We start from the raw sequence: 22,704 nt of genomic DNA, 5'->3' as shown, positions 1-22,704 counted from the left end.
GGTCCAATGGACGGAGTTTGGACCACGGGTCCAACGGCTGTCAACATGAGCCCATGGCCAGCTCAGCGTCGCGAAGCCCGAGGCGTTCCGATGCGCTCACGCGCGAGCGGATCGTCGAGGCGACCATCGAGCTGCTCGACGGCGCAGGAGAGAGCAACCTCACGGTCCGGGCGCTGACGACGCACCTCGCGACCGGCCGAGGCGCGATCTACCACCACGTCTCCAGCAAGGAAGAGCTTCTCGCCGCGGCCACCGACGCCATCATCGGTCGCGTGGTGGCGGGCGCCGACGGCGATGGGGATCCGAGCGCGGCCATCCGGGCGCTGGCGTTGGGGATCTTCGACGCGATCAACGCCCATCCCTGGGTCGGAGCGCAGCTCGCCCGCGAACCCCTGCAGCCGGCCGTCCTCCGGATCTGGAAGGCCGTGGGGTCGCACCTTCACCGCGTGGGCGTGAGCGGGTCCGCGCTGTCCGATGCCGGGTCGGCACTCGTCAACTACGTCCTCGGCTCGGCAGCGCAACATGCCGCCGGCGCGCTGAGCGTCCCGGACGCCGCAGATCGGAAGGCGTACCTGGAGGCGCTGGCGGCCACATGGGCAGAGCACGACCCCGACCCCATCGCCCAGCAGGGCGCAGCATTGTTGAAGGAGCATGACGACCGCGAGCAGTTCCTCGCCGGGGTGGACATCTTCCTGGCCGGCATCGCCAGCAGACGCTGAACCGCGGAGCAGCCCTGACCGGCCGCGCTCCCGCTCACTTCCGTCCGCCCCGCGATTCGCTCCAACTGCCGTCCGCAGGTCCGTACGCCGCCGGGAACGCATCACGATTCGATAACGGTCTTATTAGCGATAATATGAAATATATCTTCGCTGATCTGCGAGCCCTAGGTTCCGCTGGGGATGCGGGCAGTGCCGCATCACGACCATCGGTGTGAGCTGATGAAGACCCATCTGAAGGCCGCCCTCGCGAGCCTCCTGGCCGCGGGCACCATGCTCGGCGGGCTGATCGGCCTGGCGCCGGGCGCCCAGGCCGTCGACGTGGCGTGCAACAACTACGCCTCGACGAGCAGCACCTGCGTGAACACGCAGATCGTGATCGACGGCGAGAGCCACAGCGCCGACTGGTACCTGCCCCAGGGCAGCGCCTCGGCACTGATGGTCCTCAACCACGGGTTCAGCCGCGGCTGCGGCAACCTGCGCGGGACCAGCAAGGCGATCGCCGAGCAGGGCGTGATGGTCCTGTGCGTCAACGGTGACATGACCGCCGGCAACCCCGAGCTCGCCGCCGACCTCGGCGACCTGCTGACGCAGCGCGCCCTCACTCCCCCGTCGGGCAAGACGCTGCCGCAGCGCTACATCGTCGGCGGCCACTCGGCCGGCGGTCACTTCGCCAGCGAGCTCGGCGCCCGGATCGACGCCAACGGCTACAGCAACTTCGCGGGCGCGATCCTCTTCGACCCGGTCGCCAGCGGTGGCTTCACCGCGAACCTGGAGGCCATCTCGGACAGCGCCACCCGTCCGGTGCTCGCCGTGACCGCTCGCCCGAGCGTCACCAACCTGTTCAACAACTCCGCCGAGGCCCTGGTCGGCCTCGACAGCGACTACGTCGGCATCCAGCTCGTGTGGGCCAAGTACACCCTCGGCATCCCGTCGGGCGGCAGCTGCCACATCGACGTCGAGGGCGAGGACACCGACATCATCGGCATCGCCGGCGCGACCTGCACCGCCAACGCGACCCAGACCGCTCGGCTGCGCGACTTCGCCGCCACCTGGGCCAAGGACCTGGCGACCGGGAGCCACACGTCGGCGTACTACTGCACCGACGCGAACGTGGTCGCCACCTGCGGCACCAAGGTGAAGTCGCTCGTCGACCTGAGCCTCCCCCTCGCCGCACCGATCCGCTGACTCCACCGCCCCTCCAGGCCACACCCCCCCCAGAAAGGGAATCAGCATGTCCAGATTCAGCGCCCTCCCCCTGCGCGCTCTCTCTGCTCTCGTACTGGCCGCCACGGTGACCGTGGCAGCACCGAGCATCGCGAAGGCGGACCCCTCGTCGCCGATCGAGCCGGCAGCGGTCTCGTCGTACCAGAGCAAGATCAAGAACGACGGCACCGGCGTCCACTACCCGACGAACGCCGTCGGCGAGCTGCCCGTCGCCCTGCTGCTCCAGGGCGGCAAGGTGCACCGCCAGTACTACAGCCAGTACGCCGCAGCCGTGGCGTCGTACGGCTTCATCGTCGTGACGCCCAACCACAAGCGTCTCAACTTCTTCGACCACGACTACTACACCTCGACCAGCCAGGTCGCGGAGACGCTGTCGTGGATGGCCGCCGAGAACGCCTCGGCGGCCTCTCCGCTGCACGACCGCATCGACACCGACACGATGGTCCTGCTGGGCCACTCCTTCGGTGGCGCGACCGGTCTGAGCATCGCCGAGGACAAGTGCTCGATCCCGTTCTGCACGACCCTGTCCTTCGACCTCCCCTCGGCGGTGAAGGCCGGGTCGTTCTACGGCACCAACAACGCGATCCTGGGGATCTACCCCACCATCGACAACCAGATCCCGGTGCAGCTCGTCCAGGGTCAGTCCGACGGCATGGCCGAGCCCGCCCAGGCCGAGACCAGCTACACCAAGATCGCGAACGGCCACAAGCAGATCGTGCGCGTGACCGGTGCCAACCACTACGGCATCACCGACGTCCAGAACCCCAGTGGCGCCGAGGCGGAGGTCAACAGCCAGAGCCTGAGCCAGGCCACGAGCATCGCGGTCACCGCCCGGTGGGCGGCGCTGTGGCTGCGTGCCCAGCTCGGTGACACCGCTGCGGCGACGTACGTCTACTCGACCGGGGACGCCTCGGACGCGGCCGTGACCGTGACGAGCGCTCCGTAGTCGCAACCGGTCTCGATCGGTTGAGCACGGCCGGCACTGCCGGACCAAGCAGAAGGGCCCCGACCGCTTACGCGGTCGGGGCCCTTCCTGGGTGAAAATCAGGCGATGCGGACGTTCTCGGCCTGCGGACCCTTGGGGCCCTGGGCGAGATCGAACTCGACCTTCTGGTTCTCATCGAGCGACTTGTAGCCGCTGGTCTGAATCGCGGAGTAGTGGACGAACACGTCCTCGCCGCCGCCATCCTGGGCGATGAAGCCGAAGCCCTTCTCGCCGTTGAACCACTTGACGGTGCCCTGAGCCATGATTGTGTCCTTTGTTTCTGTCGAGGGCGTCGTGCCCACGAGGCGCTGAAGACATCCACCTGCACTGATGTCCAGCGAACCGAAACCAGGAGTACGAGATACGAGCCGCGACATCGTGTGCGGCAAGGATGACTCACGAGCCATCCCTTCAACACGATCAGCGTACGCCATCGGTCGCGGGTTCGGTGTTTCGGCGGCACGGTCTGCGATCTCGCCGGCGTGTCCTCGGACGATTGCCGGTCCGGCAACGGGCTGCTCTCCGCACTCGGCATGGGCTGGATCGTCGGCAACCGGCTGGCCGGGCTCACCGGTTGAGGAGGGTCGCACCGGGTGCCCAGCGGGCGATCACCTCGCGGACCCGGGCCTCGCGGCCCTCGGTCTCGACCACGACGCTCAGCTCGGCACGGTGGTCGAGCGGTCGACCGTCCGGGCCCTCGACGGCGAAGCCGTCGCGGCTCAGCAGTCGCTGCACCACGAGCCCGTCGCCGCGCGGCAGCCGGAAGCGCAGGCTCCGGTCGTGGTCCCCCATCTCGTCCCTTCCGCTCTCACCTCGAAGCGGCCGGCCCCACCGGTCCGGCCGGCGTTTCCTGCCCCGACCCCTCGGCGAGCAACCAGCGGTCTGGACCACCCTGTCCGGCAGACGGAATTTCCGGGACGCACCCTCAGAGCGGCACTTAAAGTCGTCCTCGAAGCCCGCTGGTGACCCGAGACACCAGCGGGTTTCTTCCATTTCGCGAAGTGCCCCGACTAGTCGACGGTCTCGAACCGGAGGCCGGCGGCCCGGAGCCGGATGAGCAGGTTCTCTCCCATCGCCTGGGCGGTCGTCACCGAACCGGCCGTCGGCGGGTTGTCGTCGAAGGCCAGGCAGAGCGCGGACTCGGCGAGCATCTTCGCGGTCTCGTCGTACCCCGGGTCGCCCCCGGAGACCCGGGTGTGGACGGTGCGGCCGTCGCCCTCGCCGACGAGGTCGACGGTGAACCAGGCGCGCTCCCGGCGCCGCTCGTCGGGTCCCTCGCCCCGGGGCACCCGGTCCAGCAGCAGGTTGCGCAGCGGGCGGACCTGCGCGGCCAGCGCCACCGCGCCCACGCTGAGGGCCCCGCCCACGGCGTACCGCAGCGTCTTGGTGCCGGCGTAGTGGGAGTAGCGGAACCTCGGACCGTACGACGGCAGCGCCGCGCCGCTGCGTGCCACCACGAACGGGTCGATGGTGGGGAGCGGCACCAGCCAGAAGCCCAGCACGGGATCCCGGTGCGGCTTGCCGCCCACCGCCCGCGACGAGCGGCCCTCCGGCCGCGGCTCGGCCCGGCGCCGGGCGGCGGCCGCCTCCCGCAGCTGTCGAGCCCGCGCGAACTGCTCCAGCGCGGAGTGGAAGGTGCCGCCCGAGAAGGTGCCGCCGGCGCGGACCACCCCGCGGACGGTCACGGGTCCGGCTGCGGCGAGCTCCTGCACCGTGTAGAAGGCGCCGAGATCGTGCGGGATCGAGTCGAAGCCGCACGCGTGCACGATCCGGGCACCGGTGCGCTGGGCGGTGGCGTGGTGGGCGACGTACATCCGGTCGACGAACTCGGGCTCGCCGGTGAGGTCGACGTAGTCGGTGCCGGCCTCGGCGCACGCGGCGACCAGGGGCTCGCCGTACTCCAGGTAGGGCCCGACGGTGCTGATCACGACCTTGGTGCGGGCGACGAGGTCGGCGAGCGAGGCCGGGTCGGTCACGTCGGCGTGCAGGAGCTCGACCTCGACGCCCAGCCGGTCGCGCTCCGCCGCCAACTTCTCGGGGTTGCGGCCCGCGAGCGCCCAGCGCAGGCCGGTGGGGGCGTTCCGGGCGAGGTACTCGCCGGTCAGGGCGCCGGTGAAGCCGGTGGCGCCGAAGAGCACCAGGTCCAGATCGGGGGCAGCAGGCATGCCGGCCATGCTGCCACCCCTCATCGACACGGCCGGGCGGGAACCGGCCGGACCGACCCGACGTCCGAGCCCCATGCTCCGCTTCCGCCCGCTCCTCGTCCTCGGTGCCACCGCCGCCCTCGCGGCCGCCTTTCTCGCCGGCACGGTCGTGACCGGCTCCGACGCACCGACGGGGCAGACGCTCGCCGCCGGTGCCGACCCGGTGCCCGTCGCGGCCCCGGGCGCGCCGGTGGGCTTCGCCGACGACTGCGACACGCTGCTCGACGCCTACGTCGGCCGGGCCCTCGAGCTGGTCGGCCCGTGGGGCTGGAACCAGGGGTACGACGGCGCACTGTTCCGCAGCCTCACGGGCAACCTGGCAGCGGACATGGCGACGCCGCTCCCGGCCAGCGCTCAGTCCATGAGATCGGCCGCCAAGGCCCCCGCCTCGCAGCGGGCCACCAGCGAGGAGAGCGGCACCAACGTCCAGGAGTCCGGGGTCGACGAGCCGGACGTGGTCAAGACCGACGGCGAGCTGCTGGTCCGGCTCGACGACGGCGTACTGACGACGTACGACGTCAGCGGCGGCAGCGCCCCCGCCGAGCTCGGGCGCCTCGTCCTCAGCCGGGCGCGGCAGGGCGAGCTGCTGCTCTCCGGCGACACCGCGACGGTCGTCGCCGCCCAGGACGACGGGTCCACCCGGGTCCTGACCGTGGACCTGGCTGACCCCGCCGGGCCTGCGCTCACCGCGACCTCCGAGTACGACGCCCGCCTGGTGGCCGCGCGACTGCACGGCAGCGTGGTCCGGGTCGTGGTCGCCTCCGGGCTGCCCGGCCTGCCCTTCGTCCAGCCCCGGCGCAGCCGGACCGACCGGCAGGCCGCCCGCGCCAACCGACGGCTGGTCCGCGAGACGACGATCGAGGACTGGCTGCCGACGATCGCCGACGACGCCGAGCCGGTCCGCCCGCTCCTCGACTGCTCCGCGGTCGCGCTCCCCGAGGAGGCCGCCGGGCTCGACACCCTGGCCGTCGTCGGCTTCGAGGCGGACGAACCGACCGAGCGCAGCGTCCAGGGTCTCGCCGCCGCAGCCGACGTCGCCTACTTCTCGGCCGATCACCTCTACCTCGCGACCGGCCACGGAACCGGCTGGGAGGACTGCTGCTTCATCGGACGCGGTCCCCGCCAAACGTCCGTCTCCGGGCTGGGCGGCAGCACCACGATCCACGACCTGGCCCTCGACGGCACCAGCACGACGTACCTCGCCAGCGGTCGCGTGGACGGACAGGTCGCCGACCGCTGGGCGATGGACGAGCAGGGCGGCGTGCTGCGGCTGGCGGTCGGCCCGACCCAGCTGACCGGCAACTTCAACTCGGTCCTCACCCTCGAGCAGGACGGCCCGAGGCTGGTCGAGGTCGGCCGTCTCGACAAGCTCGGGGTGGACGAGCAGATCCGGTCGGTGCGCTGGTTCGACGGACTGGCGATCGTGGTGACCTTCCGGCAGGTCGACCCGCTGTACGCCGTCGACCTCACCGCCGCCGCCCCGACGCTGCTGGGCGAGCTGAAGATCCCCGGCTTCTCGGAGTACCTCCACCCGCTCGGCAAGAACCGGATGATCGGCATCGGCCAGGGCCCCACCGGCACCGGGAGAGGCTGGGGCGCGCAGGTCGGCTTCTTCAACGTCACCGACCTCGCGGACGTGCAGCGCCTCGACGTGCTGTCGTACGGCCGCAACACCCAGGCGCTCGCCGGGATGGACCCGCGGCAGCTGACCTGGCTGCCCGAGCGACGCACCGTGCTCACCGTCGTCGAGGACTACGGCCGCGCCGGCCGCACCGGCTACGTCTCGGTCCTGCACCTGCACCACCGGCAGATCAGCAACCGGATGGTGGAGGTCGAGCACGGCTCGGACGTCGACGAGGTCCGCACCGTGCCGCTCGGCGACGGCCGGGTGGTGCTGGTGACCGGGTCCGAGGTTTCGTACTTCGCGGTGTGAGGTCTCGATACGCCCCGCTCGTTCCTCGCGGGGCTACTCGACCGACGAACTCTCGTTCCTCGCGGGGCTACTCGACCGACGAACCCTCGTTGGTCGAGTAGCGAGCGCCAGCGAGCGTATCGAGACCCGCTCCCGGCGTACCCTCGAGCCATGTGTCGCAACATCCGCCCGCTCAACAACTTCGAGCCGCCGGCGACCCGCAGCGAGGTCACCGCGGCGGCCCTGCAGTACGTCCGCAAGGTCAGCGGTACGACCAAGCCGTCGCAGGCCAACCAGGCCGCGTTCGACCAGGCGGTCGCCGAGATCGCCCACCTCACCGAGCACCTGCTGGACGCGCTGGTGACGACCGCACCGCCGAAGAACCGCGACGTCGAGGCCGACAAGGCGCGCGCCCGGGCCGCGGTCCGGTACGCCCGTTGACGGTCTCGACAGCCCCGCAGACGGACCCCGAGCCGGCTCTCGCGCTGCTGGCCGGCCGGCCGCTGGTGGTGCTGACCGGCGCCGGGCTCTCGACCGACTCCGGCATCCCCGACTACCGCAGCCCGGGTTCGCCAGCGCGGATGCCGATGACGTACGGCGAGTTCGTCTCGGGTGAGCCCGCCCGCCGGCGCTACTGGGCCCGCAGCCACCTGGGCTGGAGCCGGATGCGCCGCGCCGATCCCAACCCCGGCCACCACGCGCTGGCCGGCCTCGACCCCGAGCTGCTGATCACCCAGAACGTCGACGGCCTGCACGAGCGCGCCGGCAGCCGGCGCCTGGTGGCGCTGCACGGGCGGATCGCCGACGTCGTGTGCCTGGACTGCCGGACCACCTCGACGCGGGCCGCGCTGCAGGAGCGCCTCGACGCGGCGAACCCCGGCTGGCTGACGCAGCACGTGGCGGTCGAGGTGCGACCCGACGGCGACGTCGACCTCGAGGAGACCGCCGGATTCGTGGTGCCGGGCTGCGAGGGCTGCGGCGGGGTACTCAAGCCCGACGTGGTCTTCTTCGGCGAGAACGTCCCGGCCCCACGGGTCGGACGGTGCTACGCCGCGGTCGACGCGCTGGCGGAGTCCGACGGGGTGCTGCTGGTCGCGGGGTCGAGCCTGACGGTGATGAGCGGCCTCCGGTTCGTCCGGCGGGCGGCCAAGGCCGGGGTCCCCGTGGTGATCGTCAACCGGGGGGCGACCCGCGGCGACGAGCTGGCGACGTACCGGCTCGACGTGGGGTGCAGCGAGTTCCTCAGTGCGCTCGCGTCATGACGGCGGCGAGCTCGCGGAGCAGCTGCACGCCGTCGTCCTCGACCGGTGGGACGGGAGCGGGCGGACAGGGCACGGAGACCAGATGCATGCCCCCTCAACGAGGTCGCTGACGGGAGGTCACCCGCCGACCCCGACCGGTCCAGACCGGTCAGACCCGCTTGACGAAGATGTGGTCGGCCGCCTCGGGCACGATCTCGGCGGTCTCGCCGCCCGACCCGACCAGCACGCCCGCGGGCGTCGACACGACCGTGACGGTCTTGTCCGGCAGCGCGCCGACCCGGCGCATCGCGCTCATCAGGACCTCGTCCTTCTGCATCTCCTCGGAGATCCGGCGGACCAGGACCCGCCCCTCCATCGAGCCGGCCGCCTTGGACAGCGGCTCGACGTCGGTCATGAAGTCCTCGCCGAGCTCACTCTGTCCGAGCTCGTGCAGACCCGGGATCGGGTTGCCGTACGGCGACTCCGTGGGGTGGTCGAGCAGCTCCAGCAGCCGCCGCTCGACGGTCTCGGACATCACGTGCTCCCAGCGGCACGCCTCCTCGTGGACGAGCTCCCAGTCGAGGCCGATGACATCGGTGAGCAGCCGCTCGGCGAGCCGGTGCTTGCGCATCACCCGGGTCGCGAGCCGGTGACCCTGGTCGGTCAGCTCGAGGTGGCGGTCGCCCTCGACGGTGAGCAGGCCGTCGCGCTCCATCCGGGCCACGGTCTGGGACACCGTCGGGCCGCTCTGGTGGAGCCGCTCGGCGATCCGGGCACGCAGCGGGACGATGCCTTCCTCGACCAGCTCGTAGATGGTCCGGAGGTACATCTCGGTGGTGTCGATCAGATCGCTCACGCCGCACATTGTGTCTCATCGACGGTTGCGATGCCCACGTCGCGGCTACTGGTGGGCCGATGCCTGCCCTGATGTGGTTCCGCCGTGACCTGCGCCTAGCCGACAACCCCGCGCTCGTCGACGCCGCCGGGGCCGGCGACGTGCTCCCGCTCTTCGTGCTGGACCCGGCGCTGTGGGGTCCGGCCGGACCCAGCCGCCGCGCCTACCTCGGCGCCTCGCTGCGCTCGCTCGACGCATCCCTGCGGGAGCAGGGTGGCCGCCTGAGCGTCGTGCGCGGCGATCCGGGCCGCCGGGTGCTGCTCGCCGCGCAGGCGGTCGGCGCGACCCGGGTCCACGTCGCCGCCGACTACGGTCCCTACGGCCGCGAGCGCGACGCCGCGGTCGAGGAGGCGCTGGCCGAGGCCGGGATCGAGCTGGTGCGCACCGGGTCGTCGTACGCCGTGGCGCCGGGGCGGGTGACCAAGGGCGACGGGTCGCCCTACCAGGTCTTCACCCCGTTCTCGAAGGCCTGGGCCGACCACGGCTGGCGGCCCCCGGTCGAGGCCCCGCCCGGGGTGGGCTGGCTCGCGCTCGACGAGGGCACCACCGAGATCCCGGACCCGGAGCCGTCCGCCGGGCTGGAGCTCCCCGAGGCCGGTGAGGACGCGGCGCGGCGACGCTGGGCGGACTTCCTGGACCACGTCGACGCCTACGCCGACGAGCGCGACAAGCCCGGCCTCGACGGGACCTCGCGGATGTCGGTGCACCTCAAGTACGGCGAGGTGCACCCCCGCACGCTCCTCGCCGACCTGGCCCGGCGCCGCAGCGAGGGGGCGCGGACCTACCGCACCGAGCTGGCCTGGCGGGAGTTCTACGCCGACGTGCTCGGGCACCGGCCGGAGACCGCGCGCGAGTACCTGCGCCCCGAGCACGCGCGGATGCCGTACGACGAGCCCGGCGACCAGCTCGAGGACTGGAAGCACGGCCGCACCGGCTTCCCGATCGTCGACGCCGGGATGCGCCAGCTGCGCTCGATCGGGTGGGTGCACAACCGGGTCCGGATGATCGTCGCGAGCTTCCTGGTCAAGGACCTGCATGTCGAGTGGCAGCACGGCGCCCGGCACTTCATGACCTGGCTGGTCGACGGCGACCTGCCCTCCAACCAGCACGGCTGGCAGTGGACCGCCGGCTGCGGCACCGACGCGGCGCCGTACTTCCGGGTCTTCAACCCGACGTCGCAAGGGACGAAGTTCGACCCGGCCGGCGACTACGTGCGCCGGTGGGTGCCGGAGCTCGCGGACGTCGCCGACCCGCACGACCCGTCGGCCGACGACCGGGACCGGGTCGGCTACCCGCTGCCGATCGTCGACCACGCCGAGGAGCGGCGCGAGGCACTGGCCCGATGGGAGACGATCAGGCGATGAGCACCCTCACCGTCCCGGCCCGGTTCTGCGGCCCCGCCCGGTCCGGGAACGGCGGCTGGAGCGCGGGTGCGCTCGCCGCGCACCTCTCCCGATCCGAGGCGCCCGTCGTGACCGTCCGGCTCCGCCGCCCGCCGCCGCTCGACGCGGCGCTGCTCGTCGAGACCCGGGACGGGTGGACGAGCGCGACCGATGGCGACGAGACCCGTGCTGCAGGCCCGGCCGGCCGACGACGACCTCACCCCGGTGGCTCCGGTCGATGCCGCGACGGCCCGGGCGGCCGAGGCGTCGTACGCCGGACTGGCGAGCCACCCGTTCCCGACCTGCTTCAGCTGCGGCACCGGCCGCGAGCCCGGCGACGGGCTGCGGATCTTCCCCGGCCCGGTCGGGCCGGACCGGGTCGCCGCCACCTGGACCCCGCACCCCTCGGTCGGCGAGGGCGACCGGGCGACGCTGCCGGTCACCTGGGCCGCCCTCGACTGCGCGGGCGCCTGGGCGGCCGGCGTGGCGGAGCGACCGATGGTGCTGGGGCAGATCACCGCGCGGGTCGACGTACTGCCCGCCGTCGGCGAGGAGCACGTCGTGCTGGGCGAGCTGCGCGGCACCGAGGGGCGCAAGGTCTTCACGGCGACGTCGGCGTACGACCCGGACGGCCGGCTGGTCGGCACCGCCGAGGCGATCTGGCTCGTCGTCGATCCCGATGCCTTCAACTGAGGGCCGCCTGGTTACCTGGGAGCCATGACTTCTCCCGAGTGGTGGCGCCACGCCGTCACCTACCAGGTCTACGTCCGCAGCTTCGCCGACCACGACGGCGACGGCATCGGTGACCTGCCCGGCATCACCGAGCGCCTCCCCCACCTGCGCGACCTCGGCGTCGACGCGCTGTGGATCACGCCGTTCTACACCTCCCCCCAGAAGGACCACGGGTACGACGTCGCCGATTACACCGACGTCGATCCGCTCTTCGGCAGTCTCGAGGACGCCGACGCCCTGACGACCCGCGCCCACGAGCTCGGGCTGAAGGTGATCGTCGACCTGGTGCCCAACCACACCTCGTCCGCGCACGCCTGGTTCGTCGAGGCGCTGGCCGCGGCGCCCGGCAGCCCGGAGCGCGCCCGCTACCTCTTCCGCGACGGCAGCGGCCCGGACGGCTCCGAGCCGCCGAACAACTGGCGGTCGGTCTTCGGCGGGCCGGCGTGGACCCGGGTGGCCGACGGGCAGTGGTACCTCCACCTCTTCGACTCGTCCCAGCCCGACCTCGACTGGCGCAACCCGGACATAGGCGACCTGTTCGAGGGCGTGCTGCGCTTCTGGCTCGACCGCGGCGTCGACGGCTTCCGCATCGACGTGGCCCACGGCCTCGTCAAGGAGGAGGGGCTGCGCGACCAGGTGGTGCCCGAGGGTGAGTCGCTGGGCAGCGGCGCACCCACCGGCGAGTCGATGATCGAGCGCACCCTGCGCGACGAGCCGATGTGGGACCAGCCCGAGGTGCACGACGTGTATCGGCGCTGGCGCCGCGTGCTCGACACCTACGACGGCGACCGGATGCTGGTCGCCGAGGCCTGGACCCAGACGCCGGAGTCGATGGCGCGGTTCGTGCGGCCCGACGAGATGCACCAGGCCTTCAACTTCTCCTGGCTGCTCGCGCCCTGGTCGGCCAAGGCGTTCGCCGACGTCGTCACCGGCACCCTCGAGGCGGTCGCGCCGGTCGGCGCCTCGCCGACCTGGGTGCTGTCCAACCACGACGTCGTCCGGCACCCCACCCGGTACGGCGGCGGGCCCGTCGGGCTCGCCCGCGCCCGGGCGGCGACGCTGACCATGCTGGCGCTGCCCGGCTCGGCGTACCTCTACCAGGGCGAGGAGCTCGGCCTGGAGCAGGTCGACGTGGCGCCGGAGCACCGCCAGGACCCCTCCTGGTTCCGGACCGGCGAGGTCGGCCGGGACGGCTGCCGGGTGCCGATGCCGTGGGGTGGCACCGAGCAGCCGTACGACTTCGGGCCGAGCGGGAAGCCGTGGATCCCCCAGCCCGAGGAGTGGTCGGCGCTGACCGTGGCGGCCCAGACCGGCGACCCGGACTCGACGCTGGAGTTCTACCGCTCCGCGCTCGCCGCCCGGCGGGCCTTCGCGACCAGCGCCGGCGACGACGTCGAGGTGCTCGACGCCGACACCGACGTACTCGTCCTGCGCCGGGGACCGGTGACCGTCCTGCTCAACTGCGGTGCCGAGACCGTCCCGCTGCCCGCCGGAGACGTACTCGTCGCCAGCGGCCCGCTGAAGGACGGGCTGCCGCCCGACACCGCGGTCTGGCTGGGCTGAGCGGCCCCGCTGCCGCGCCGCCGGGTCCGGCGCTGGGTCCGCTGTAACGCGATGTTCGCCGCACTACCCGCCTGCTGCAGCGTGCGGGTAGTGCGGCGAACATCGCGTTACAGCTCGGCCCGCGAGCAGCCCCGCGGAGCCGAGGGTCAGAGATCGAGCGTCGCGTTGTAGCGACTCAGCACCGCGGCGAACTCTCCGAGCTCCTCCTCGGACCAGTCGCCGAGGCGCTCGTCGAGCCAGCGGCGACGGTCGGCCGCGACCTCGTCGAACCGTGCGGCGGCGTCGGCGCTGGCCGAGACCAGCGACGCACGGCCGTCGGCCGGGTCGGGGGTCCGATCGACCAGCCCGAGCTCCTCCAGGTGCTGGATCTGGCGGCTGATCGCGCCCTTGTCGATGTCGAAGACCTCGGCCAGCGCCGAGGCTCGCAGCGGCCCGTGGGTGGTCAGGTAGCCCAGCATGAGGTACGACGCGGGCTGCAGCTGGGGGTGCACCAGCGCGGAGCGCTGGCCGATCACGCGCCGGACTCGGCGGATCAGCACCCCGACCTCCTGCTCCAGGGTGTGGAGGTGCTCGACGCGTCGACTGTCCTGCTCGGTAGCGATCATCGGGTCTGCAGCTCCTCCGTCGCCTCGGGGGCGACCTCCTCGGGCAGGGACAACGTGGTCCGCAGCGGGACCTCCTTGATGAACAGCACGCAGAGGAACGCCAGGAGCGCGGCCGGTGCTGCGATCAGGTACAGCTCGCCGATCGAGGCGCCGAAGCCGTGCTCCCAGATCTGCGCCTCCCACGGGGCCAGGCTAGCCAGGTCGGGGATCGTGTGGGTGCCGAAGTCGCCGCTCGGCGCCTGCTGCGCGGCCTGGTAGCCGCTGGCGACCTTGTCGGCCACCTGGGTGCCGAGGATCGCGCCGAGCACCGAGACGCCCGCGGTGCCGCCCATCGATCGGAAGAACGCGACCACGGAGCTCGCGGCGCCGAGCTCGCTGAGGGGCACGTTGTTCTGCACGGCAAGGACGAGGTTCTGCATCGTCGCGCCCATGCCGAGCCCGAGCACGGCCATGAACAGGCCGACCAGGACCAGGTGGGTGCTCTCGTCGATGGTGCCGAGCAGGACCAGTGCCACGACGACGAGGAACATGCCGGCCACCAGCCAGCGCTTCCACACACCGGTGCGGGTGATGACCCTGCCGCTCAGCAGGCTGGAGAGCATCAGCGGGACCACCATGGCGACCGTCATCAGACCGGCCTTGGTCGGCGACATGCCCCGGGCGAGCTGGAAGTACTGGCTCAGGTAGACCGTGGAGCCGAACATCGCGACGCCCACCAGAGCCGACGCCACGGTGGCCAGGCTCATCGTCCGGTCGCGGAACAGGTACATGGGGATCACCGGCTCGGCGGCGATCTTGATCTCGACGAAGACCGCGACGAGGGTGACGAGGAGACCGGCCGCGACCAGGGCGTAGCTGGTGCCCGACGCCCACTCGAACTGGTTGCCGGCCAGGGAGACCCAGATCAGCAGGATGGAGACGCCACCCATGATCAGCGTCGCGCCCAGGTAGTCGATCTTGACCTCGCGCTTGATCACCGGCAGGTGCAGGGTCTTCTGCAGCAGGACGAAGGCGGCGATCGCGAACGGGATGCCGATCGCGAAGCAGCCGCGCCAGCCCATCGGGCTGTCCACGATGAGGCCGCCGATGAGCGGGCCGCTGACGGTGGCCGCTGCGAAGACGGCCCCGATGTAGCCGGAGTAGCGGCCCCGCTCACGCGGGCTGACCATGCTCGAGATCACCACCTGCACCAGCGCGGTCAGGCCGCCGATGCCGAGGCCCTGGATGACCCGGGCCCCGATCAGGACCTCCATGCTGTTGGCGAGGGTCGCCACCACGGATCCCACGGAGAAGATCACGAGCGCCGTCTGGACCAGCAGCTTCTTGCTGAACAGGTCGGCGAGCTTGCCCCAGATCGGCGTGGTCGCGGTCATGGCCAGCAGGGTCGCGACGACGACCCAGGTGTAGCCGGTCTGGCTGCCCTCGAGGTCGGTGACGATGCGCGGGAGCGCGTTGCTGACGACGGTGCTGGAGAGCATGGCGACGAACATCGCGAGCAGCAGGCCGCTGAGGGCCTCCAGGATCTGGCGGTGGGTCATCTGGTCCGGCTGCTCGGCAGTCGGGGCGGTCGCGGGGTCGACCTGGGTCACGGAGGAAGCTCGATTCATATCGGATAAAAGGTTGCTTCGAGCAACTTTATTCCAACTTCGTTGCCTCCGTCAACAAACGTGGCCCAGGCCACGCTCTCTCCGGACGGGCCGGAGGTCACCCGGACATGCAGCGACCCGCAGGCGTGGCTCCGGACCGGGGTCCGGGCCGCACCGGAGGACGTGGTTCCGGTTCGCCTGCGGGTCGGGCAGCTGCTTGAGATTCGCCAGCAGCGTCAGGGGCACTTCCACCCCGTCGTCCTGCTGGGGCTGCTAGCGGGCAGCCACCTCACGCGTCCTGAAAGAACTCATTCTTCGGACCACCTCCTTTCCCGTGTGCCTCAACGCTAGATCGGAGCACCGGGCGGCTCAAGGGAATTTCGGGCGAGATGAGCAACCGACAGCCCTCAGCCCGCCGCGGCCGCCGCGAACTGGGCCGCGTGCAGCCGGGCGTACGCGCCGTCGGCGGCGATCAGCTCGGTGTGCGTGCCCTGCTCGACGATCGAGCCGTCCTCCATCACCAGGATCAGGTCGGCGTCGCGGATCGTGGAGAGCCGGTGGGCGATGACGAAAGACGTCCGGTCGGTGCGCAGCGCGGCCATGGCGTGCTGCAGCAGCAGCTCGGTGCGGGTGTCGACCGAGCTGGTCGCCTCGTCCAGGATCAGCAGCGCCGGGTCGGTGAGGAACGCCCGGGCGATCGTGACCAGCTGCCGCTCCCCCGCCGAGAGGTTCGAGCCGGACTCGTCGACGACGGTGTCGTAGCCGTCGGGCAGCGAGTGCACGAACCGGTCGACGAACGTCGCCCGGGCCGCCTCCAGCACCTCCTCCTCGGTCGCGCCGGGCCGGCCGTAGGCGATGTTGTCGCGGATCGTGCCCTCGAACAGCCAGGTGTCCTGCAGCACCATCCCGACCTGGCCACGCAGCTGCGCCCGCGGTACGGCGGCGATGTCGACGCCGTCGATGGTGATCCGGCCGCCGTCGAGGTCGTAGAAGCGCATCACCAGATTGACCAGGGTCGTCTTGCCGGCGCCGGTCGGGCCGACGATCGCCACCGTCTCGCCGGGGCGGGCGACGAGGGAGAGGTCGGTGATGAGCGGGCGCTCGGCGTCGTACGAGAACGAGACGTTCTCGAAGTGCACCTCGCCCCGCCGGGACGCGGGCGCGCCGGAGCCCGCCTCCTCGGCCGGCTCCTCGTCGGCGTCGAGCAGCTCGAAGACCCGCTCGGCCGAGGCCACGCCCGACTGCAGCAGGTTCGTCATCGAGGCCAGTGTGGTCAGCGGCTGGGTGAACTGCCTGGTGTACTGGATGAACGCCTGGACCTCGCCGAGCGTGAGGGCTCCGGTGGACACCCGCAGCGCGCCGATGACCGCGACCACGACGTAGTTGAGGTTCCCGACGAACATCATCGTCGGCATCACCAGGCCGCTGATGAACTGCGCCTTGAAGGAGACGTCGTACAGGCCCTCGTTGTGCTCCTCGAAGTCCTTCTCGACCTCGCGGGTGCGGCCGAAGACCTTGACCAGCGCGTGGCCCGAGAAGGACTCCTCGATGTGTGCGTTGAGCTGTCCCGTACGCCGCCACTGCGCGACGAACTGACCTTGCGAGCGCTTCATGATCGCCCGGGTCGCGACCAGCGAGACGGGCACGCTGACCAGCGCGACCAGGGCCAGCATCGGCGAGATCCAGAACATCATCGCGAGCACGGCGACCAGGGTCAGCAGGGACTGGAGCAGCTGGCTCATCGTCTGCTGCAGGGTCTGGCTGACGTTGTCGATGTCGTTGGTGACCCGGCTCAGCAGCTCGCCGCGCGGGGACCGGTCGAAGTAGCCGAGGGGCAGCCGGTGGATCTTGTCCTCGACGTCCTGGCGCATCCGGCGCACGGTGCGCTGCACGACGCCGTTGAGCACGTAGCCGGCCAGCCAGGACAGCAGCGAGGCGACGACGTACACGGCGAGCACGATCAGCAGCCAGCGGCCGACCTCCCCGAAGTCGACGCCCTCGCCGGGGACGACCCCCTGGCCCTGCACCGCGTCCGGCAGCTCGGAGTCGGGGGTGCCGGCCGGCAGCCGGCCGCCGATGAAGCCGCGGAACACCAGGTCCGTGGCGTGCCCGAGCAGCCGCGGCCCGATCGACATCAGCAGCACCGAGACCACGACCAGGCCGACGACCAGGAGCGCCGGCCAACGGTCGGGCCGCATCCCGGAGACCAGGCGCCGGGCGGACGGCCCGAAGTCCATCGCCTTCTGGCCGACCTGGCCGGCGGCCATCGGACCGCGACCGGGCCCGCCCTGCGGCGCCTGGATCCGCTCGGTGGCCTGGAAGGCCTGGCCGGGCTTCTTCGTCTGCTCGCTCATGCGACGGCCTCCTCGGAAGTGAGCTGGGACGCGACGATCTCCTGGTAGGTCGGACAGTCCTCGAGCAGCTCGGTGTGCGTGCCGCGGCCCACCACCCGGCCGTCGTCGAGGACCACGATCACGTCGGCGTCACGGATCGTGGAGACCCGCTGGGCCACCACCACGACCGTCGCGTCGGTGGTCACCGGCTTCAGCGCGGCGCGCAGCCGCGCGTCGGTGGCCAGGTCGAGCGCCGAGAAGGAGTCGTCGAACAGGTAGACGGCCGGACGTCGTACGACGGCGCGCGCGATGGCGAGCCGCTGCCGCTGGCCGCCGGAGAAGTTGGTGCCACCCTGGGCGACGGGGCCGTCGAGGCCGTCGGGGAGCGCGACCACGAAGTCGCGCGCCTGGGCCACGTCGAGGGCGGCCCACAGGTCCTCCTCGGTCGCGTCCGCGCGGCCGTGCTGGAGGTTGCTGCGGACGGTGCCGGAGAAGAGGTACGCCTGCTGCGGCACCAGGCCGACCTGGGCCCAGAGCACGTCGGGATCGAGGTCGCGGACGTCCACGCCGCCGACCCGGACGATCCCGCCGGTCGCGTCGAAGAGCCGCGGCACCAGGTTGACCAGGGTGCTCTTGCCGGCGCCCGTCGACCCGACGACCGCAGTGGTCGTGCCCGGCCGGGCCTGCAGGGAGACGCCGTCGAGCACCGGCTCGTGGGCGCCGGGGTAGGCGAAGGTGACGTCCTCGAGGTCGAGCCGGCCGCGGTCCGCGGGGTCGGGGGTCACCGGCTCATCCGGCGGCCGCACCGAGGTCTCGGTGTCGAGGACCTCGGCGATCCGCTCGCCGCAGACCGCCGAGCGCGGCACCTGCATGAGCATGAACGTGCCCATCATCACCGACATCAGGATCTGCATCAGGTAGGCCAGGAACGCCGTCAGCGCACCCACCTCCATCTGGCCGCTGTCGACCCGGTGACCGCCGAACCAGATGACGGCGACGCTGGAGACGTTCACGACCAGCATCGCCAGCGGGAACAGGGTCGCCATCCACCGGCCGGCGCTGACCGCGACCTCGGTGAGCCGGTCGTTGGCCTCGCCGAAGCGGTCCCGCTCGTGCGGCTCGCGCACGAACGCGCGGACCACGCGGATGCCGCTGATCTGCTCGCGCAGCACCCGGTTGACCTCGTCGATGCGCTCCTGCATGGCGCGGAAGCTGGGGACCATCCGGGAGATCACGAAGCCGACGCTCGCGAACAGCGCCGGCACCACGACGGCCAGGATCCAGCCCAGTCCGGCGTCCTCGCGCAGCGCCATCAGGACGCCGCCGACCATCATGATCGGGCTGGAGACCGCGATCAGGCAGGTCATCACGACCAGCATCTGCACCTGCTGGACGTCGTTGGTCGTGCGGGTGATCAGCGACGGGGCGCCGAAGTCCTGGACCTCCCGGGTCGAGAACGTCCCGACCCGGGCGAACAGGTCGCGCCGCAGGTCGCGGCCGAACGCGGTCGCCGTGCGGGCGCCGTACCAGGAGGCGCCGACGGAGCAGATGATCTGCGCGACGGAGACGGCGAGCATCAGCCCGCCGAGGCGCCAGATGGTGCCGGTGTCACCGGTGACCACGCCCTCGTCGATGATCCGGGCGTTCAGGCTGGGCAGGTAGAGCATCGCCAGCACGCCGACGAACTGCAGGACGACGACGGCGGTGAGCCAGGCGCGGTACGGCGCGAGCCGCTCACGGAGCAGGCGGACGAGCATCAGTTCCTCCTCTCGAGGCCGTGCAGGACGACGTCGACGATCTGCTCGGGGGTGAGCAGTCGCCCGTCGGCGACCTTCTGGTGACTGCCGGCGAAGGTCAGCAGGCGGAGCACGTGCACGAAGTCCTCGGGAGGTACGGCGAGCTGCGCACCGTCCTCCCCCACGACGCCGACCATCAGCGCGTCGAGCCGGGCTCGCCAGGCGTCGGCCTGGGCGGAGTCGTGGAGGTGGTCCGGAGGGCCCAGCATGCCGACCTTCTGCATCAGCCCGAAGGTCGCGCGGAAGCGCTGCTGGAGGATCGACACCAGCCGGACCAGCCGCTCCTCCAGCGGCCGGTCCGACGGGATCTCCTCGATCCGCGTCACGACGTCGCCCGGCTGGAAGGCACGCACGATCGCCTCGTCGACGAGCTCGTCCTTGGTCGCGAAGACCCGGAAGATCGTGCCCTCGGCGACGCCGGCGGCCTCCGCGATCAGCCGGCTCGTCACCGACCGGCCGTGCTCGTAGAGCAGCGGCACCGTCGCGGTCAGGATCACCTCGCGGCGCTCCTCCGGCGACAGCGGCCGGGCACGTGGGCGCGTCGAGCGCGGTCCGCGGAGACCTTCGGTCACGTCGGCGATCCTAAATGAGTGAGCGCTCACTCACAAGGAGAATGTCCGCGACCGCAGGGGTAGTCCGTCACACGAGGGGGGTCAGGATCCGGCCGGACCCCACTGGTGTGACGGACTACCCCGCCAGATCCTCCCTATGGGGCCAGGCGCTCGGTCCGCCAGCCGGCGGCCGCACGCCGGTAGACGAGCCGGTCGTGCATCCGCCCCGGTCGGCCCTGCCAGAACTCGACGGCGTCCGGGCGGACGACGTACCCGCCCCACTCCTCGGGGACCGGGACGTCCCGGCCGTCGTACCGCGCCTCGACCTCGTCGTACGACGCCGCCAGCTCCTCGCGGCCGGCGACCACCCTCGACTGGCGCGAGGCCCAGGCGCCGAGCTGGGAGCCCCGGGGCCGGACCGCGAAGTAGTCCGCGACGGCGGCCGCGCTCAACGGCGCGGCGACGCCGTCGACCCGGACCTGCCGCTCCAGCGGGTGCCACGGGAAGAGCAGCGCGCAGCGGGGGTTGCCGGCCAGGTCCTCGCCCTTGCGCGAGCGGGTGTTGGTGAAGAAGACGAAGCCGTCCTCGTCGAGTCCCTTGAGCAGCACCATCCGCGACGACGGGGCGAGGTCGGCGCCCACCGTCGCGACGACCATCGCGTTCGGCTCGTGCAGGCCGGCGGCCTGGACCTCGTCGAACCAGCGGCGGAACATGGTCACCGGATCGGCCGCGAGGTCCCCCTCGGCCAGCCCGGCGGCGGCGTACTCCTGGCGGAGCGCGCGGAGGTCGAGATCAGGGTCACCCATACCGCCAGCCTAGGGATGGGTACAGAATGCCCGGGGCGCCGGAGGCAAAGCGCCCACCGAGACGAAGGAGTCGCGTCGATGACCGAGGTACACCACGGACTGGAGGGCGTCGTCGCCTTCGAGACGCAGATCGCGGAGCCCGACAAGGAGGGTTCGGCGCTGCGCTACCGCGGCGTCGACATCGAGGACATCGTCGGCCGGGTGCCGTTCGAGAACGTCTGGGGCCTGCTGATCGACGGCTCCTACACCCCCGGCCTCGCGCCGGCGGAGCCCTACAACCTGCCGGTGCACACCGGCGACGTCCGCGTCGACGTGCAGGCCGCCGTGGCGATGCTCGCCCCCGCGTTCGGCTTCGGCCAGACCTACGACATCAGCGACGAGCAGGCCCGCGAGGACATCGGCCGCCTCGCCGTCATGGTGCTGTCGTACGCCGCGCAGTCGGCCCGCGGCCTGCACCAGGCCGTCGTACCGCAGAAGGTCGTCGACGAGGGCCAGACCCTCGCCGAGAAGTTCCTGATCCGGTGGAAGGGCGAGGCCGACCCCAAGCACGTCAAGGCGATCGACGCCTACTGGAGCAGCGCGGCCGAGCACGGCATGAACGCCTCCACCTTCACCGCCCGCGTCATCACCTCCACCGGTGCCGACGTCGCCGCCGCCTTCTCCGGCGCGATCGGCGCGATGAGCGGCCCGCTGCACGGCGGCGCCCCGGCCCGCGTGCTGACCATGATCGAGGACGTCGAGAAGTCCGGCGATGCCACCGCCTACGTCAAGGGCCTGCTCGACTCGGGCGAGCGGCTGATGGGCTTCGGCCACCGCGTCTACCGCGCCGAGGACCCGCGCGCCCGCGTGCTGCGCCGTACGGCGAAGGAGCTCGACGCCCCGCGCTACGCGGTCGCCGAGGCGCTGGAGCAGGCCGCGCTGGCCGAGCTCCGCGAGCGCCGGCCCGACCGGGTGCTGGAGACCAACGTGGAGTTCTGGGCGGCCATCGTCCTGGACTTCGCCGAGGTGCCCGCGAACATGTTCACCTCGATGTTCACCTGTGCCCGCACCGGTGGCTGGTCGGCGCACATCCTGGAGCAGAAGACCACCGGCCGACTGATCCGCCCCTCGGCGATCTACACCGGTCCCGCCGCCCGCAAGGCCGACGAGGTCGACGGCTGGCAGGCGGAGTGGCACGCCTGAGCGGGGCAGGAACCGGTCGCTGATCCTCGGAAGCTGCTGACCCGGGCCCGGGCGGGGGCCTTCCGGGCCGTCCGGTCAGCAGCTTCTTCCCGGCACCGTCCGGCCGGAGCCTCGGCCTACGGTCGCCGCGACGTCCGCGCCAGGTACGCCCGGCCGCGCGGCGAAAGGTCGTAGCCGACGTCGAAGCTCTGCGTCAGCCCGAGGTTCTTCAGCTTGCGCACGTCGATCTTGAACGGGTCGCGCTCGCGGCCCACCTCGGCGGCCAGGTCCGGCGCGCGGGTGTGCGGGCGTCGTCGGATCAGGTCGAGGGTGGCCATCGTCCACGGGCCGTGGCTGCTGGCCCGGTCGAGCCGCTCCAGGCGCCGGTCGAGGTCGGCCACGTCGTCGTCGCTCAGGTCGGTGCTCTCGCGCAGCGCGACCCGCGGGTCGGGGCCGGCGTACGCCAGCACGACGCGGTACGTCGGCAGGTCGCCCTCGACCTTGTCGAGCTGGCGCCGCAGCCGGATCGCGTCCGGCCAGCCCGCCGCGAGCGCGTCCTCGTCGGTGATCGCGTCGGCGTCGACGACCTCCACCTCGTCGACCCGCACCACCCCGGCCACGGTGCGGAACTGCGAGCCGACCTTCACGTCGGGCCGCGGCCAGCGCCGGAACGCCAGGGTGACCGAGCCGTCGGCGACGCCGTGGGCGACCTTCGGGGCCAGCAGCATCCGTCGGTGCCCTACAGCCTGTCGACCAGGTCCTTGGCCTCGCGGAGGCCGAGCCCGGTCTGCTCGCGGACGACCTTGATCGCCTCGATCGCACGGCCCTGCTGCTTGAGGAGCCGCGCCTCGGCCGACACGTGGGCCGTCGCCGCCTCGTCGACCTGGGCGGGGGTCAGACCCTGCCGCTCGGCGAGCATCGCCACCGTGGCCTCGAGCCGGTGGATCCGCGCCACCAGCGCGTGGTGGTCCGAGCGCGAGGGGCCGCTGTCGAAGAAACCCATGGCGCG

General features: G+C 71.9%; 22 protein-coding genes. 10 read left to right on the top strand and 12 right to left on the bottom strand.

Annotation, left to right across the window (positions count from 1 at the left end):
• Positions 1–53 precede the first annotated feature (53 nt).
• The 3 genes from MUB56_RS08520 (at position 54) to MUB56_RS08510 (ending at position 2,889) form a co-directional block, all read left to right on the top strand.
• Entirely contained in the window at positions 54–719 is a 666-nt protein-coding gene (locus MUB56_RS08520) for a TetR/AcrR family transcriptional regulator (RefSeq protein WP_244931471.1), read from the top strand.
• A 219-nt stretch (positions 720–938) separates the two neighbouring features.
• A complete protein-coding gene (locus tag MUB56_RS08515) occupies positions 939–1,904 on the top strand; it encodes a hypothetical protein (RefSeq protein ID WP_244931470.1) in 966 nt (321 codons plus the stop codon).
• Positions 1,905–1,950: 46 nt separating this feature from the next.
• Positions 1,951–2,889 (top strand): hypothetical protein, encoded by a 939-nt coding sequence (locus tag MUB56_RS08510; protein WP_244931469.1) that lies wholly within the window; start codon positions 1,951–1,953, stop codon positions 2,887–2,889.
• A gap of 98 nt (positions 2,890–2,987) precedes the next feature.
• Here the strand turns inward: MUB56_RS08510 and MUB56_RS08505 are convergent, their stop codons facing one another.
• The 3 genes from MUB56_RS08505 to MUB56_RS08495 all read right to left on the bottom strand — a co-directional run bounded on the left by MUB56_RS08505 (position 2,988) and on the right by MUB56_RS08495 (position 5,093).
• Complete coding sequence (locus MUB56_RS08505) at positions 2,988–3,191, bottom strand: cold-shock protein (RefSeq protein ID WP_244931468.1); 204 nt, start codon at positions 3,189–3,191, stop codon at positions 2,988–2,990.
• Between the two features lie 304 nt (positions 3,192–3,495).
• A complete protein-coding gene (locus MUB56_RS08500) occupies positions 3,496–3,720 on the bottom strand; it encodes a hypothetical protein (RefSeq protein WP_244931467.1) in 225 nt (74 codons plus the stop codon).
• Positions 3,721–3,938: 218 nt separating this feature from the next.
• Positions 3,939–5,093: a saccharopine dehydrogenase NADP-binding domain-containing protein gene (locus MUB56_RS08495; RefSeq protein ID WP_244931466.1), complete on the bottom strand. Its 1,155-nt coding sequence runs from the start codon at positions 5,091–5,093 to the stop codon at positions 3,939–3,941.
• A 73-nt stretch (positions 5,094–5,166) separates the two neighbouring features.
• On the opposite strand from MUB56_RS08495, the gene MUB56_RS08490 reads away from it, so the two are divergent.
• The 3 genes from MUB56_RS08490 (at position 5,167) to MUB56_RS08480 (ending at position 8,306) form a co-directional block, all read left to right on the top strand.
• Positions 5,167–7,065, top strand: coding sequence for a beta-propeller domain-containing protein (locus MUB56_RS08490; protein ID WP_244931465.1), 1,899 nt, complete (start codon positions 5,167–5,169; stop codon positions 7,063–7,065).
• Between the two features lie 150 nt (positions 7,066–7,215).
• Complete coding sequence (locus tag MUB56_RS08485; RefSeq protein WP_244931464.1) at positions 7,216–7,485, top strand: DUF2277 domain-containing protein; 270 nt, start codon at positions 7,216–7,218, stop codon at positions 7,483–7,485.
• A complete protein-coding gene (locus tag MUB56_RS08480) occupies positions 7,482–8,306 on the top strand; it encodes a Sir2 family NAD-dependent protein deacetylase (RefSeq protein ID WP_244931463.1) in 825 nt (274 codons plus the stop codon). Before MUB56_RS08485 ends, MUB56_RS08480 begins: the two co-directional genes overlap by 4 nt.
• Before the next feature lie 148 nt (positions 8,307–8,454).
• Here MUB56_RS08480 and MUB56_RS08475 read toward each other — a convergent pair whose 3' ends face one another.
• Positions 8,455–9,141 (bottom strand): metal-dependent transcriptional regulator, encoded by a 687-nt coding sequence (locus MUB56_RS08475; protein ID WP_244931462.1) that lies wholly within the window; start codon positions 9,139–9,141, stop codon positions 8,455–8,457.
• Between the two features lie 59 nt (positions 9,142–9,200).
• Between MUB56_RS08475 and MUB56_RS08470 the strand changes: the two genes are divergently transcribed.
• The 3 genes from MUB56_RS08470 (at position 9,201) to MUB56_RS08460 (ending at position 12,857) form a co-directional block, all read left to right on the top strand.
• The gene (locus tag MUB56_RS08470) at positions 9,201–10,544 is read left to right on the top strand and encodes a deoxyribodipyrimidine photo-lyase (protein WP_244931461.1); all 1,344 of its coding nucleotides are present in this window, start codon (positions 9,201–9,203) and stop codon (positions 10,542–10,544) included.
• 189 nt (positions 10,545–10,733) lie between these two features.
• On the top strand, positions 10,734–11,255 hold the full coding sequence (locus MUB56_RS08465; RefSeq protein ID WP_244931460.1) for a hypothetical protein: 522 nt from the start codon (positions 10,734–10,736) through the stop codon (positions 11,253–11,255).
• Positions 11,256–11,279: 24 nt separating this feature from the next.
• Entirely contained in the window at positions 11,280–12,857 is a 1,578-nt protein-coding gene (locus MUB56_RS08460) for a glycoside hydrolase family 13 protein (RefSeq protein WP_244931459.1), read from the top strand.
• Between the two features lie 146 nt (positions 12,858–13,003).
• Here the strand turns inward: MUB56_RS08460 and MUB56_RS08455 are convergent, their stop codons facing one another.
• The 6 genes from MUB56_RS08455 to pdxH all read right to left on the bottom strand — a co-directional run bounded on the left by MUB56_RS08455 (position 13,004) and on the right by pdxH (position 20,534).
• Positions 13,004–13,462 (bottom strand): MarR family transcriptional regulator, encoded by a 459-nt coding sequence (locus MUB56_RS08455; protein ID WP_244931458.1) that lies wholly within the window; start codon positions 13,460–13,462, stop codon positions 13,004–13,006.
• Entirely contained in the window at positions 13,459–15,051 is a 1,593-nt protein-coding gene (locus MUB56_RS08450) for an MDR family MFS transporter (protein ID WP_244931457.1), read from the bottom strand. The genes MUB56_RS08455 and MUB56_RS08450 overlap by 4 nt, the downstream gene beginning before the upstream one ends.
• 404 nt (positions 15,052–15,455) lie before the next feature.
• On the bottom strand, positions 15,456–17,402 hold the full coding sequence (locus MUB56_RS08445) for an ABC transporter ATP-binding protein (RefSeq protein WP_280637383.1): 1,947 nt from the start codon (positions 17,400–17,402) through the stop codon (positions 15,456–15,458).
• The gene (locus MUB56_RS08440) at positions 17,399–19,138 is read right to left on the bottom strand and encodes an ABC transporter ATP-binding protein (protein ID WP_244931456.1); all 1,740 of its coding nucleotides are present in this window, start codon (positions 19,136–19,138) and stop codon (positions 17,399–17,401) included. Before MUB56_RS08440 ends, MUB56_RS08445 begins: the two co-directional genes overlap by 4 nt.
• Positions 19,138–19,749: a TetR/AcrR family transcriptional regulator gene (locus MUB56_RS08435; RefSeq protein WP_244931455.1), complete on the bottom strand. Its 612-nt coding sequence runs from the start codon at positions 19,747–19,749 to the stop codon at positions 19,138–19,140. The genes MUB56_RS08440 and MUB56_RS08435 overlap by 1 nt, the downstream gene beginning before the upstream one ends.
• Before the next feature lie 134 nt (positions 19,750–19,883).
• Positions 19,884–20,534 carry a pyridoxamine 5'-phosphate oxidase gene (pdxH, locus tag MUB56_RS08430; RefSeq protein WP_244931454.1) on the bottom strand — a complete coding sequence of 217 codons (651 nt, stop codon included), beginning with the start codon at positions 20,532–20,534 and terminating at the stop codon, positions 19,884–19,886.
• A gap of 78 nt (positions 20,535–20,612) precedes the next feature.
• On the opposite strand from pdxH, the gene MUB56_RS08425 reads away from it, so the two are divergent.
• Positions 20,613–21,716 (top strand): citrate synthase 2, encoded by a 1,104-nt coding sequence (locus MUB56_RS08425; protein WP_244931453.1) that lies wholly within the window; start codon positions 20,613–20,615, stop codon positions 21,714–21,716.
• 116 nt (positions 21,717–21,832) lie between these two features.
• On the opposite strand, the gene MUB56_RS08420 is transcribed toward MUB56_RS08425, so the two are convergent.
• A complete protein-coding gene (locus tag MUB56_RS08420) occupies positions 21,833–22,423 on the bottom strand; it encodes a hypothetical protein (protein WP_244931452.1) in 591 nt (196 codons plus the stop codon).
• 11 nt (positions 22,424–22,434) lie between these two features.
• Positions 22,435–22,698 carry a ribosomal protein L7/L12 gene (locus MUB56_RS08415; RefSeq protein ID WP_244931451.1) on the bottom strand — a complete coding sequence of 88 codons (264 nt, stop codon included), beginning with the start codon at positions 22,696–22,698 and terminating at the stop codon, positions 22,435–22,437.
• Positions 22,699–22,704 lie beyond the last annotated feature (6 nt).

This window comes from Nocardioides sp. W7, from assembly GCF_022919075.1.
Classification (GTDB): domain Bacteria; phylum Actinomycetota; class Actinomycetes; order Propionibacteriales; family Nocardioidaceae; genus Nocardioides.
The sequence above is the reverse complement of the archived record's forward strand: the minus strand, read 5'-3'. Positions and strand labels throughout refer to the sequence as shown.